The sequence below is a fragment of the Pseudomonas sp. NPDC086251 genome (genome assembly GCF_044746405.1).
Taxonomy (GTDB): Bacteria; Pseudomonadota; Gammaproteobacteria; order Pseudomonadales; family Pseudomonadaceae; genus Aquipseudomonas.
The window spans coordinates 70,783-83,827 of the sequence record NZ_JBIVBY010000016.1 but is presented as its reverse complement, the minus strand read 5'-3'; the positions used below and the strand labels follow the sequence as shown (position 1 = coordinate 83,827).

The following is a 13,045-nucleotide window of genomic DNA, read 5'->3' as shown; positions in this document are numbered from 1 at the left end:
TTTTAGGAAATGTCCTACATCAAGCCCGGTACGTCTTCCGTAGCCTTGCGCCCCTACGAATCCGACACCCTGCTGGGGGCCCACGTTGTCGAACAAAGCCTTACGTATCCTGATCGCCGACGAGCAGCATTTTCACCGAATGAAGGTCGAGCGACTGTTCAACCACCTCGGCTACTTTCGGATAGCACCGGTCAACAGTCTCGAAGAGCTGCTGACGCTGGTCGACTACGGTAGTAAGCCATTCGATGCAGTGGTCATCAATGCATCGCTCGGAGGCGAGGCGTTGGACCTGCTCGAGTTCCTGCGCGATCACCCGCAGGTTCGTCACGCCTTGATCTACCATGGACAACAGGCTCGACTGCCGATCCGTGTTGAACAGAACGTCGAGGTGAGCCATGGGGCGCTGCCTGATTTGCCGAGTATCCAGCGGCTCATTGCAATCATTGATCCCGGTCTACCGTTCGTCGGCACTGTCATTTCTGTCAGGTAGATCCGCCCGGATTTCCATGCAAGAGTCTTCGCGCAGCTGCTGCGTCTAACCTGGGTCAGGCCCATGGGCATTTGTTCGCCCGAACGTCGTGCTTATGCACAGGGAGTTGCCATGAAGTCAGTGCTGATTGCGGACGATCATCCGGTGGTTCGCGCCGCAGTCAAGCTCGTACTCATGCAGGAGGGGTTCAAGCGGATATACCAAGCGTCCTGCGGGAACGAGGTCCTGCCGATGATCCGCGAACATTCGCCGGACCTGGTGGTGCTGGATCTGGTCATGCCTTCGCTGGATGGGCTTGATGTACTGGCACGCATCGCAAGCAGTGACATGCCGTGCCGGGTCCTGGTCTTTACATCCCAGGAGCCGATGTTTTTTCAGGAGCGTTGCATGCGTGCCCACGCCGCCGCCTATGTGTCCAAAACCAATGACCTGGAACATCTGCACAAGGCCGTGCACGCGGTCATGGCCGGTTATACCTATTTTGCCCAGTTGCCCTCGAGCTCGGTGTCGTTGAACGCGCTGCAACGCAGCGAAAAGCAAATGGTCGACACGCTCTCCGACCGCGAATTGACCATCCTGCAGTACCTGGCCCGTGGCATCAGTAACAAGTTGATTGGTGAGACCATGAACCTGAGCCACAAGACCGTCAGCACCTACAAGACCCGCGTGATCGACAAACTCAAAGTGAAGTCTGCGGTGCACTTGAGGGATTTCGCCCTGCGCAATCACCTGATTGAATGAACATCGTCGCAGGCCTGCGCAGCCTGACAATGTGGCTGTTGCCGGGGCTTTGCCTCTGGGTATCGAGCGTCTGCGCCCAGCCGCAAGCCCTGACGTTGCTGGGACGTTCCAGTGTGGAGGGTTATCACGCCAGTCTGTTGGTCGCCGACGCACACTGGCTGCAACAAAAGGGCCGATTGGTGCTCGCTGTTTCTGCTCCGGATTATCCACCGTTCGACATCACCACCTCGGGTGACGCGTTCGAGGGGCTGACGGCGGACTATGCCGGTCTGCTCCAGCAGCTGCTGAACGTGGAGATTGACGTTCAACGCTATCCATCGCGAAAGGACGCGGTACACGCGATCAAACAAGGGACGGCGGACCTGCTGGGAACGGCCAACAGTTACGAGGCTGAAGACCCGGAGTTGTGCCTGTCCAGTGGCTATGCCATTGATCAACCGGTCCTGGTGACACGCACCGATTCTCTTCAGGTGCTCACACCGGATTTGTCTGGCAAGCGAGTGGCAATGCTGTACCACTATTTACCAGAACAGAACGTGCAGCAGTTTTATCCACAGGCTGACGTTCAACTGTTTGCGTCGACGCTGGGGGCCGTCGGGGCTGTCGCCTTTCGTAAGGCCGATGTCTATCTGGGCGATGCCATCAGCGCCCATTACCTGATCAGTAAAAACTACCTCAACAACGTCCAGCTGGCCGATTTTTCGCGCATGGAGCCCGGTCGCTTCGCGTTTGCCATGGCCCGCGATAACCGACAATTGCAGCGGATCGTCAACCGGGCGCTGGCGGCGATAACGACCAACGAGCACATGAACATTCTGCGTCGATGGGGGGCCAGCGGTACGTCCATCGCGGGCGCGTTACCGCTGCATTTCAGCGTGGCCGAGCAGCAGTGGCTCGATCAACATCCGCGCCTGAGGGTGGCGATCAACGAAAATTTGATGCCGATTTCGTTCTTCGACACAGAAGGCCAATTTCGCGGGATCAGCGCTGATGTACTGGAGAGAATCAGCCTGCGCACCGGATTGAAATTCGACATTCGGCCGACAAAATCAGTCGCCGAGATGCTGGAGTGGATCAGGACCGGGCAAGTCGACCTGGTGGCCGGGATAAGCCCCAGTATCGAGCGTGAAGCCGAGTTGCGTTTCACCCGGCCGTTCCTCACCAGCCCGAATGTGCTGGTGACTCGTGTAGCGCCGGACAGCCCCACGACCCTGGACGAAATGGCCGGTAAAACCCTGGCGGTCACCCAGGGCAACAGTGCCGGCGAATACATTCGCCAGCATTACCCACAGATCAGGCTGGTCAATGCACCGCTGACGGCAGAGGCCATGGACATGGTCGCCCAAGGCAAGGCACACGGTGGCATCAACTCATTGATCGGCGCGCGCTACATGATTTCCCGGCAATACCGGGATCGGTTGCAAGTCACCAGCACGGTCGGCACTGACCCCGCCCGCAGTACCCTGGCGACCAGTCGTGACGCGCCTGAGTTGCACTCGATCCTGGACAAGGCTTTGCTCAGCCTGGCACCCGATGAAATCGATGAGATAACCCAGTATTGGCGCAATGACCGGATGGTGGAGCAAAGCTATTGGCTGCGTCACCGTCAGGAGATTTTCCAGGCCTTCGCGGCGGCCGGCGCCTTGCTGTTGCTCGCGCTGGGCTGGATCGCCTATCAGCGCCGGCAGATCCGGCTGCGCCAGCACTTGCTGGGCCAATTGCAGGACGCCAAGGACGCCGCCGACGACGCCAACCGGGCCAAGACCACATTTCTGGCGACCATGAGTCACGAGATCCGCACGCCGATGAACGCCTTGCTCGGCATGCTCGAACTGGCACAGAAACGCGCGGACGAGGGCGTCACCGACCGTTCCGCCATCGAGGTGGCGGCTAATGCCGGGCAGCAGTTGCTGGCGTTGATCGGCGACATTCTGGACATCGCGCGCATCGAGTCCGGGCATTTATCGCTGATGCCTGAACGGGCCAATCTGCGGGTGCTGGTCGAATCGGTGTGCCGGGTGTTCGAAGGGCTGGCACGGCAGAAACAGTTGCAGTGGCGAATCGAGCTGGACGAGCACAGCGACTGCGACGTGTTGATCGACCCGACGCGTTTCAAGCAGGTGCTGTCCAATCTGTTGAGCAACGCGATCAAGTTCACCCGTGAAGGCGAGGTGAGGCTGACGCTGCGGGTAGAACCCGGTCTGTCGGGCCACTTGGCCGTCAGTGTGTGCGTCGAAGACAGCGGCATCGGCATCAGCGAAGTCGATCAGCAGCGCCTGTTCAGCCCGTTCGTTCAGGCCGGCAAAAGTCAGCAATCAGGCCGGAGCGGGTCCGGGCTGGGGCTGGTGATCAGCCGCACGCTGTGCGAAATGATGGGCGGCCGATTGCAGCTGGGCAGCGTCCTCGGACGGGGTACGCAGGTTGACGTCAGCCTTGAGCTGATCGCGTTGCAACCGGTGATCTCCAGCGACTCACCGGCCGGCGAATGGCCGGTGCCGAGCCGAGCCTTGACGATTTTGGTGGTCGACGATTACCCGGCCAATCGCTTGTTGCTCTCACGGCAGCTGAGCTACCTGGGGCATCGTGTGATTGAGGCTGAGGATGGCGAGCAAGGGCTTGCGCAGTGGCACGAGCATGCGTTCGACTTGGTCATTACAGACTGCAACATGCCGGTGGTCAGTGGCTATGAACTGGCAGGTGCGATCCGCGATGCAGAGCATTTCGACGGCGCGTCGCCGACGCTGATCCTGGGGTTTACCGCCAATGCGCAGCCCGAGGAGAAGCTTCGTTGCCTTGAGGCGGGCATGGACGATTGCCTGTTCAAACCCATCCGCCTGGCGGACCTGAGCACATGGTTGGCAGCGCGATTTGTCAGCGAAACGCCCGTCGCGTTGGAACACCCTTCAATCGCTGAGATCGACCTGAGCGGTCTGGAACGATACGTCGGGGCGGACCGTGCGTTGATCGATGAGTTGTTGCGCGACCTGGCCATGACTAACCTCAGTGACCGGGATGAACTGCTTCAGGCACATTCCCGTGGCGATCAACAGGTGCTTAACGTGCTGGCGCATCGCATCAAGGGCGGGGCGCTGATGGTCCGGGCGGTCAGCCTGATCGAATGTTGCGAGCAACTTGAGCGCGCGTGCGCTGAGGGCCGTGCGGCACTGATCGACGAAGCCGTCGATCAGTTGCAGCAAGCCATGACACGCCTGGACCATCACCTTGGGCAGGGCTGACGCTTAATCCCAGTGCGGGGCGATGCCTTTGGGGCTGGTCAACCGATGGCCGCGATCAAGACCGGCAATCAACGCCATGTCGGCCTCGCTCAACTTCATGGCGCAGGCTTTGAGGTTGCTGGCGAGGTTGGCGCGCTTGGTGGACGAAGGGATCACCGCGTAACCCATTTGCATGGCCCAGGCCAGGGTGACGTGGGCCGGGGTTGCCTGAAGGCGATCGGCGATTTTCTGGATGACCGGATCTTCCAGCACTTCGCCGTAGGCCAGGGTCATGTACGAGGTGATCTGGATGCCCTGGCTCTGCGCGAACTCGACGACTTTGCGGTTTTGCAGGTACGGGTGCAGTTCGATCTGGTTGGTGGCGATGTTCTCGGCACCGACGGCGGCGATCGCCTGTTTCATCAGGTCGATGGTGAAGTTGGACACACCGATCTGCCGGGTCAGGCCCAGGTGTTTGGCTTCAAGCAGGGCGCCCATGAATGCTTCGACCGGCACCTGGTCTTCCGGGGATGGCCAGTGGATCAGGGTCAGGTCGAGGTAGTCGGTCTGCAGTTTCTGCAGGCTTTCCTTGAGGCTGTCGATCAGGCGGTCCTTGGCGAAGTTGGCGACCCAGATCTTGCTGGTGATGAACAGGTCTTCACGGGCAATGCCGCTGGCGGCGATGGCTTCGCCGACGTCGGCTTCGTTTTCGTAGATTTGCGCGGTGTCGATGGCGCGGTAGCCGAGCTCAAGGCCAGTGCTCACCGAATCGATGACCACCTGGCCTTGCAAGCGAAACGTACCAAGACCGAATGCCGGAATAGACATCAATGACTCCAGGGTTGCAGTGGGAATGGGCGGCAGTATCCGCGCCTGCATCCGTGAGAAAAACCGCTGGTGGGGCAAAGCAATGTTTACCGAAAGTCATGAATGGTGGGTGTCAGCGGCATTGTTGGTGTTTGCTCCGACGCCTTCGCGGGCAAGCCTCGCTCCTACCAAACACCATCACCCCTGTAGGAGCGAGGCTTGCCCGCGAAGGCCGCAACTCGGTTTCGCAAATTACCCACGAGCCTCAAGAATCATGCAGGTGGTCGAGCCGGTCGCATATAACCGCCCATCCACGTCATAAATCCGCCCCTCGGCCAACGCCGTCGAGCGCCCCAGATGCACAATTTTGCCCTCGGCCCGCACCGGTCCGCTGGCGCCGGTCAACGCGCGGACATAGCTGATGCGTAAATCCAGCGTCGTATAGCCCTGACCCTTTTTCAGCTGCGTATGGATCGCACAGCCCATGCACGAATCCAGCAGCGTCGCGGCATAGCCGCCGTGCACGCTGCCCAGCGGGTTGTAGTGCCGCGAATCCGGCGTGCCCTGGAAGATGAACAGCCCGGCCGACCATTCGATAGGGATGAAATCCATCAGCGTGCCAATGGGCGGCGAGGGCAGTTCGCCGTTGCCGATGCCTTCGAAAAACTCGGCGGGCGACAGGGCGCTGACCTCGGCCATGGACAAACTGCCCGGCCCGGCAAGGCGGGCGCGCATGGCCTGTTCCTGGGCGATCCATTGGGCGAGCGTGGCGTCGCGGGATGGGCTTTGCATGATCATGTCCTCGGGCGGGAGCGGATATTATGGTTGTAATCTCGCCCAATATTATGTCCGAAATAAAAACTCCGCTAGCCCTGTCGTGACGCAAAGGATGCGTAATCCCTAAGCGATATCGCTTTGGCTGAATTCGTCGCCCAGGAAGTCGATCAGCGTTCGCACCGACGGCAGCAGCCCACGACGCGAAGGGAAGATCGCGTGGACGATCCCGCATTTCGGCGCCCAGCCCGGCACCAGTTCAACCAGGCGTCCGGCGGCGATGTCGTCGCGCACCACCACAGTGGGCAGATGGGCGATGCCGATCCCGGCGAGGACCGCATGACGCAATGCCAGCAAGTCGTCGGTGACCATTCGCGGTGCGTGGCGAATCACCGCGCTGGCGCCGTCCGCCCCGAACAGTTCCCACTGATATTCACGCTGCGCCGCGCCCCAGTGCAGGCTCGGCAAACCGCTGAGGTCGGCCGGGGTGGCCGGGGACGACAGACGCGGCACAAACGCCGGGCTGCCTACCAGGCTCTGGGTGCTGTTGCTCAGCACCTTCATCACCATGTCGGTGTTTTCCAGCGGCGGAAAACGCACCCGCAAGGCGATGTCGAAACCTTCGTGGATCAGGTCGACCCGACGGTTGGTGCTCTCGATGAACAACTCCACCAGCGGGTACTTGAGCATGTAGCGGGTCAGCATCGGCCCGACCCAGGTGTTCAGCAGCGCGGTCGGGCAACTGATGCGCACCAGGCCCTGGGGCTCGGAGCGGTTGCGTTCGATCAGTTCGGCGGCGCTTTCCGCTTCGACGCGCATGGCCAGGCAACGCTGGTAGTACGCCTGGCCGATTTCCGTCAACGAACACTGCCGGCTGGTGCGGTGCAGCAGGCGCACGCCGAGGCGTTCTTCGAGCTCGGCGATGCGCCGGCTCAACTTCGATTTGGGCATGTCCAGTGCCCGCCCGGCCGCAGCGAAACCGTGGTGTTCCACCACTTGGGTGAAGTAGTAAAGGGTGTTGAGGTCTTCCACCATCGTTCTCCAAATAGAACGCTAAGGCTGATTTTTGCAGTCTAGTGCATCAAAGGGTTCAGTTTTAAGCTTTGTCCATCGCGTCAATTACCTGATTCGGAGGAACCATGAAAAACATCATCGGTATCTACACCAGCCCACGGACTCATTGGGTCGGCGACGGTTTTCCGGTTCGCACGCTGTTTTCCTACGACAACCTGGGCAAACACATCAGCCCGTTTTTGCTCCTGGATCACGCTGGTCCCGCTGAATTCACCCCGACCACCGAGCGTCGTGGCGTTGGTCAGCATCCGCACCGCGGGTTTGAAACCGTGACTATCGTTTATAAGGGCGAAGTGGAGCACCGCGACTCCACCGGCAGTGGCGGCAAGATCGGCCCCGGCGACGTGCAATGGATGACCGCCGCCTCGGGGATTCTCCATGAGGAGTTCCACTCCGAAGGCTTCGCCAAAACCGGTGGCACCCTGGAAATGGTGCAGCTGTGGGTCAACCTGCCGGCCAAGGACAAAATGGCCGATGCCGGCTACCAGACGATTCTCGACGCTGACATCCCGAGCCTCCCGCTCAAGGACAATGCCGGCAGCCTGCGCTTGATCGCCGGCGAGTTCGACGGCCACCGCGGCCCGGCGCACACGTTTACCCCGATTGACGTGTGGGATCTGCGCCTCAATGGCGGCAAGTTGTTGACCCTGGATCTGCATGAAGGCCGCAACACCGCCCTGGTGGTGCTGCGCGGCACGGTTCAAGTCAACGGTCTGGAACTCGTGCGCGAAGGGCAGTTGGTATTGCTCGAACGCGGTGGCCAGCAGATCAGCCTGGAAGCCAATAACGACGCCGTCGTGTTGCTGCTCAGTGGCGAGCCGATCGACGAACCGATCGTCGGCCATGGCCCGTTCGTGATGAACAGCGAGCAAGAGATTCACCAGGCGTTCGCCGATTTCCAGTCGGGCCGGTTCGGCCGGATCCACGGCTGAATGAGTTGTTGTGCTGCTGTGGCGTGCCGGGCTTGGGCGACTACGCTTGCCTGGCCGCGATTTAACGAAACATCGGATTTCACTCACGCCGACCCGTTCGGCATCGATAACACGCGAGGACTACTGCAATGACTACTTCTTACAAACGTCTCGACAAGGATAACGCCGCCGTTCTGTTGGTTGATCATCAGGCGGGCCTGCTGTCTCTGGTGCGCGACATCGAACCGGACCGTTTCAAGAACAACGTGCTGGCGCTGGCCGACCTGGCCAAGTACTTCAAGTTGCCGACCATCCTCACCACCAGTTTCGAAACCGGCCCCAACGGCCCGCTGGTGCCCGAGCTCAAAGCGCTGTTCCCGGATGCGCCGTACATCGCTCGTCCTGGGCAGATCAACGCCTGGGACAACGAAGACTTCGTCAAGGCGATCAAGGCCACGGGCAAGAAACAACTGATCATCGCAGGCGTGGTGACTGAAGTGTGCGTGGCATTCCCGGCGCTGTCGGCATTGGCGGAAGGCTTTGATGTGTTCGTGGTGACCGACGCTTCCGGCACGTTCAACGAGCTGACCCGCCAATCGGCCTGGGACCGCATGTCGGCCTCCGGCGCGCAACTGATGACCTGGTTCGGCCTGGCCTGTGAACTGCATCGCGACTGGCGCAACGATGTGGAAGGCCTCGGCACGTTGTTCTCCAACCACATCCCGGACTATCGCAACCTGTTTACCAGCTACAACGCCCTGACCAACAGCAAGTAACCGGCGATAAAAATCTAATGTGGGAGCGGGCTTGCTCGCGAAAGCGGACTAACAGTCAACTCATTCGTTGAATGTTAAGCAGCCTTCGCGAGCAAGCCCGCTCCCACAGTGTTTTGTGTTGTTCTGAAGTCATCAAATCCTCCTACACTGTGCCCAATCTGTGCGATCTTCGCGCCAATGGCCCTTGCTGGAGTTGCTTGATGCTGTCATTGCTCACCGATCACCCATTGGTATGCGCGCTGGCCTTGATCCTGATCGATCTGGTGTTGTGGCGCTTGATCACAGCCAGTGGCAGCAACTGGAAGCTGTTGGTGCGGCTGGTGATTTTCTCGTTGTTCAGCGTCCTGCTGTTCAACGAAGGCTTGAACCCTCTGGAAACAGCCCCCTGGCCTGACAACGTTCCGCTGCACCTTGCCGCCACCGGTTTGCAGATCGGCTGGTGGCTGTTCGGCGCGCGCACCCTGACGGTGCTGATCGGCGCAGTGATGATGCAACGGGTTGGGCACACCGGGCGCCTGTTGCAGGATTTGCTTGGCGCGGTGATCTTCCTGATCGCGGTCATTGCCGCCCTGGCGTACGTGCTCGATCTGCCGGTCAAAGGCGTGCTGGCAACGTCCGGTGCACTGGCGATCATCGTCGGCCTGGCCTTGCAAAGCACCCTCAGCGACGTGTTCTCCGGGATCGTCCTCAACACCACCAAACCCTATCAACTGGATGACTGGATCTCCATCGACGGCACCGAAGGCCGGGTGATCGACATCGACTGGCGCGCCACGCGCCTGCAAACGTCCCAGGGCAGCATGGCGGTGATTCCCAACTCGCTGGCGGCCAAGGCCAAAATCATCAACTTCAGTCGGCCCAGCGATATTTTCGGCGTCTCGATCAGCCTGCAAGTGAGCCCGCACGCGCGCCCGCAAACGGTAATCGACGCGCTGGAACGGGCGATGCAGGGTTGCCGCTATCTATTGAACAAACCGGCGCCGTGCGTCGCGCTGAAAAGCTCCAGCGCCACCGGCGTGGAATACGAAATCAGTGGCTTCGTGGTCTCCATGGACCAGAAACGCATGGTGCGCAATCTGCTGTTCGACCTGGCGTACCGGCACTTGCAGGCTTCCGGCGTGACCCTGTTGTCGAGCGTCGAACCCAACACACCAGCCGGCCTGTCGCGGTCACGGGCATTGCTCGACGCCTCGAGCATTTTCTCGACCCTGCGCCAGGAAGAGAAAGAAACCTTTAGCCAGAACATGACCCTGCAAACCTTCCGCGCGGGCGAGATGATCTTGCCGGCGGGAGAGGTCAGCGATCATTTGTTCATCATCGAATCAGGCGTGGTGTCGGTGGAACTGAGCCGTGGCGGGGTCAAGTTCGAATCCGGGCGCATGGGGCCGGGCGAGGTGATCGGCGAGGGCGGGATATTGTCCGATACGGCGCTGCCGGCAGACTTCAGCGCCAAGACGTTCTGCAGCTTGTACCGGATCGAGAAGGAATACCTCAAACCGTGCCTGGATGCGCGGCATGACATCAGTGAGGCGATGAAGGCGTTGCTGGATTTCCGCTTGAACAAGGCGCAGACCTTGACTCAGGAAGTGCCGAAGGTGGTGGAGAAGAGGGGGTTTTTGCAGTGGTTGCGTAAGCGGGCTTAGCGTTCGGTGGTGAATGGCCGCTGTGCGGTTCGCGGGCAAGCCTCGCTCCTACAGGGGTGTGCAAACCTTGTAGGAGCGAGGCTTGCCCGCGAACCGCGCAGCGGCCATGCCACACAATCAGAAATCCACAGTCGCCGAAACCTTTAACGTCCGCGGCGTACCCTGCGTCAGATAACCCCCTTTCGCCGACGCCCAATAAGCCTTGTTCGCCACGTTCTCCAGATTGGCGCGCAAGGTGATGTCCTTCTTATCAACCCTGAAGGCATACCGCGAACCCACATCAAACCGGTTCCACGCCGGAATGCTTTGGGTGTTGGCGGCGTTCAGGTACTGCCCGCCCGTGCGCAACATCCGCGCACTGAGTGCCGCGCCTTCAATCCCCGGAACGTCCCAGTCGGCCCCCACGTTGAGCTGAAATCGCGGTACACCGACGGCACGGTTGCCGTCGTTGACACTGCCTTCGATTTCGGTCTTCATCAGCGTCGCGCCGCTGAGCAGGCGCAGGCCATCGAGCGGTTCGCCGTAGATATTCAACTCCACGCCTTTGTTTTGTTGCTGGCCGTCGACCCGAAAGATCCCGTCCTGGGTGTAGCTCGACGGCTGCTCGATGCGATACACGCCCAGGCTGGCGCCGTAGCTGTCCATGTCCAGGCGCACGCCTGCCTCGATCTGCTTGCTGCGCACCGGGGCGAACGTTTCGTCACGGTTGATTGCGCTGGTCGGCGGTGTCGGGCCCTTGGCCAGGCCTTCGATGCGGTTGGCGTAGAACGACACGTGTTCCCAGGGTTTGATCACCAGCCCGTAGACCGGCGTGGTAATCGACTCTTCGTAACTGGAGGTGCGTGCGCCGGTGGTGGTGTTCCACCCGTCGACGTTCAACGTTTGGCGCCGCACGCCGAGGGTCAGCAACACGCGATCGTCGATGAAGCCCAACGTGTCGGACACCGCTGCGCTGCGCAAGGTGTTTTTGCCGACAATCCGTGGGTCATGAATGTCGCTGCCGAACGAAGTCGCCGGCGGCCGTGGCTTATCGGTGACGTCATAGATGTTGGTGCTGTAACGCCCCGCCGTGCCGATGGTTTCGAAGGCCGAGCGCTGCTGGCCCCAGATGCCTGCCAGTCCGAGGTTCAGTTGATGGCTGACCGGGCCGGTGTTCAGGCGACCATTGAGGCCGGCCATCAGGCTTTTATTGTCCTCATCGTGAGGCGGGTAAAGCATGCCGCCACGGGCGTTGCCGTTGAGATCGGTGAGGGTCAACGACGAGTACACGCCGTTTTCCCGGGTGTGCTTGGCGCCGCCCGCAACATACGCGGTCCAGTTATCGCTGAGGTCGTACTCGGCGCGGGCCATGCCGAACGTGTCTTCCAGTTGCGAGTAGCTCCAGCTCTGCGCATAGCCGGCGTTGGCGTCCGGCACCTTGGGCACTTTCTGCAGGGCGGAGTCGACGTAAACCACCGAGCGGCCTTGGTTGATCACCTGTTTCTGGTAGCCGAGGTCGGCCGACACCCGCAGACGCTCACCGCGATAGTCCAGGCCCAGGCTGATCAGCGACGAGCGCTGGTCTTCGTCGTCGACGGCGGTATCGCCTTCGCGTTGCAGCAGGTTGATGCGGGCACCGAAGCGGTTGTCTTCACCGAAACGCTGGCCCAGATCGAGGTGCCCACCCACGCGACTGTCGGCGCTGTAATCCAGGGTGACGCTGCGGGTCGGCACATCGCCGGCTCGCTTGGGTTGCAGGTTGACGCCGCCACCAATGCCGCTGCCGCTGGGCGTCACGCCGTTGATGAACGCGTTCGGTCCCTTGAACAACTCGACCCGTTCCAACGCTTCGGTGGCGATAATCTGCCGGGGCAAGACGCCGTACAGGCCGTTATAGGAAATGTCATCGGAGGCCAGCGGCAAGCCACGAATCATGAAGACCTGGGAGAAGTTGCCGAAACCGGCGGACTGGCGCACCGAGGCATCGTTGAGCAATACATCGCCGACGGTCTGGGCTTGCTGGTCGGCGATGGTCTTGGCGGTGTAGCTGGTGACACTGAAGGGCAGGTCTTTCAACAGCTGGTTGCCGAGCATGCCGAGCTGCGCGACTTTGGCGACCTGGCCGCCGCCGTAAGTCTCGGCGTTGTCGTCGCGCAGGGCGCTGACGCTGGTGGCGCCCAGTTCCAGCGCACCGTTGGCCGCGACTTTCGGCGCCAGCGTGTAGCCGCCAGCCGTGCTCATCAGCTCGAAACCGCTACCTTCCAGCAGCTCTGCGAAACCCGATTGCACGCTGTAGCTGCCGCGCAATCCCGGACTCTGGCGATCGCCCAGCTGCGCCGGATCGAACGACAGCGGCACCCCGGCAGCCACGGCGAATTGCGCCAGCGTCTGGCTGAGCAAACCCGGGCCGATGTTGACGGTGCGGCTGGCACTTTCGTTGATGGCGTCGGCGGCCTGGCCGTTTAGTGGCAGCAGCGCGGTGAAAGCCAGGGCAACACTCAGGCTCAAGGCCTTGAGCGGGAAATCGGCGGGGCGGTGCAGCGGTGTTGAAGTCATTCGGCGTTCCTGTCGAGCGCGTGGAATTGAAGAGGTCTATCCACACACCGAACGAAACGCGGGAAGGTATCAGGGGACA

General features: G+C 60.9%; 10 protein-coding genes. 6 read left to right on the top strand and 4 right to left on the bottom strand.

Going from position 1 to position 13,045, the window contains the following annotated elements:
- The first annotated feature begins 85 nt into the window (after positions 1–85).
- The 3 genes from ACIPL2_RS19745 to ACIPL2_RS19735 all read left to right on the top strand — a co-directional run bounded on the left by ACIPL2_RS19745 (position 86) and on the right by ACIPL2_RS19735 (position 4,467).
- Positions 86–490: a response regulator gene (locus ACIPL2_RS19745; RefSeq protein ID WP_401358735.1), complete on the top strand. Its 405-nt coding sequence runs from the start codon at positions 86–88 to the stop codon at positions 488–490.
- A gap of 111 nt (positions 491–601) precedes the next feature.
- On the top strand, positions 602–1,231 hold the full coding sequence (locus ACIPL2_RS19740) for a response regulator (protein WP_401358734.1): 630 nt from the start codon (positions 602–604) through the stop codon (positions 1,229–1,231).
- On the top strand, positions 1,228–4,467 hold the full coding sequence (locus ACIPL2_RS19735; protein ID WP_401358733.1) for a transporter substrate-binding domain-containing protein: 3,240 nt from the start codon (positions 1,228–1,230) through the stop codon (positions 4,465–4,467). Before ACIPL2_RS19740 ends, ACIPL2_RS19735 begins: the two co-directional genes overlap by 4 nt.
- Before the next feature lie 3 nt (positions 4,468–4,470).
- On the opposite strand, the gene dkgB is transcribed toward ACIPL2_RS19735, so the two are convergent.
- The 3 genes from dkgB to ACIPL2_RS19720 form a co-directional block, all read right to left on the bottom strand.
- Entirely contained in the window at positions 4,471–5,274 is an 804-nt protein-coding gene (gene dkgB, locus ACIPL2_RS19730; RefSeq protein ID WP_401358732.1) for a 2,5-didehydrogluconate reductase DkgB, read from the bottom strand.
- Positions 5,275–5,505: 231 nt separating this feature from the next.
- Positions 5,506–6,045 carry a PaaI family thioesterase gene (locus ACIPL2_RS19725; protein ID WP_401358731.1) on the bottom strand — a complete coding sequence of 180 codons (540 nt, stop codon included), beginning with the start codon at positions 6,043–6,045 and terminating at the stop codon, positions 5,506–5,508.
- A gap of 108 nt (positions 6,046–6,153) precedes the next feature.
- The gene (locus tag ACIPL2_RS19720) at positions 6,154–7,062 is read right to left on the bottom strand and encodes a LysR substrate-binding domain-containing protein (protein WP_401358730.1); all 909 of its coding nucleotides are present in this window, start codon (positions 7,060–7,062) and stop codon (positions 6,154–6,156) included.
- A 104-nt stretch (positions 7,063–7,166) separates the two neighbouring features.
- Between ACIPL2_RS19720 and ACIPL2_RS19715 the strand changes: the two genes are divergently transcribed.
- From ACIPL2_RS19715 to ACIPL2_RS19705, 3 genes are all read left to right on the top strand, one after another.
- Positions 7,167–8,033, top strand: a complete 867-nt coding sequence (locus ACIPL2_RS19715) for a pirin family protein (protein ID WP_401358728.1) — start codon at positions 7,167–7,169, stop codon at positions 8,031–8,033.
- A gap of 128 nt (positions 8,034–8,161) precedes the next feature.
- Positions 8,162–8,788: an isochorismate family cysteine hydrolase YcaC gene (ycaC, locus tag ACIPL2_RS19710; protein WP_348128206.1), complete on the top strand. Its 627-nt coding sequence runs from the start codon at positions 8,162–8,164 to the stop codon at positions 8,786–8,788.
- Positions 8,789–8,988: 200 nt separating this feature from the next.
- Entirely contained in the window at positions 8,989–10,431 is a 1,443-nt protein-coding gene (locus tag ACIPL2_RS19705) for a mechanosensitive ion channel domain-containing protein (protein ID WP_401358726.1), read from the top strand.
- A 117-nt stretch (positions 10,432–10,548) separates the two neighbouring features.
- On the opposite strand, the gene ACIPL2_RS19700 is transcribed toward ACIPL2_RS19705, so the two are convergent.
- A complete protein-coding gene (locus tag ACIPL2_RS19700; RefSeq protein WP_401358725.1) occupies positions 10,549–12,966 on the bottom strand; it encodes a TonB-dependent siderophore receptor in 2,418 nt (805 codons plus the stop codon).
- Positions 12,967–13,045 lie beyond the last annotated feature (79 nt).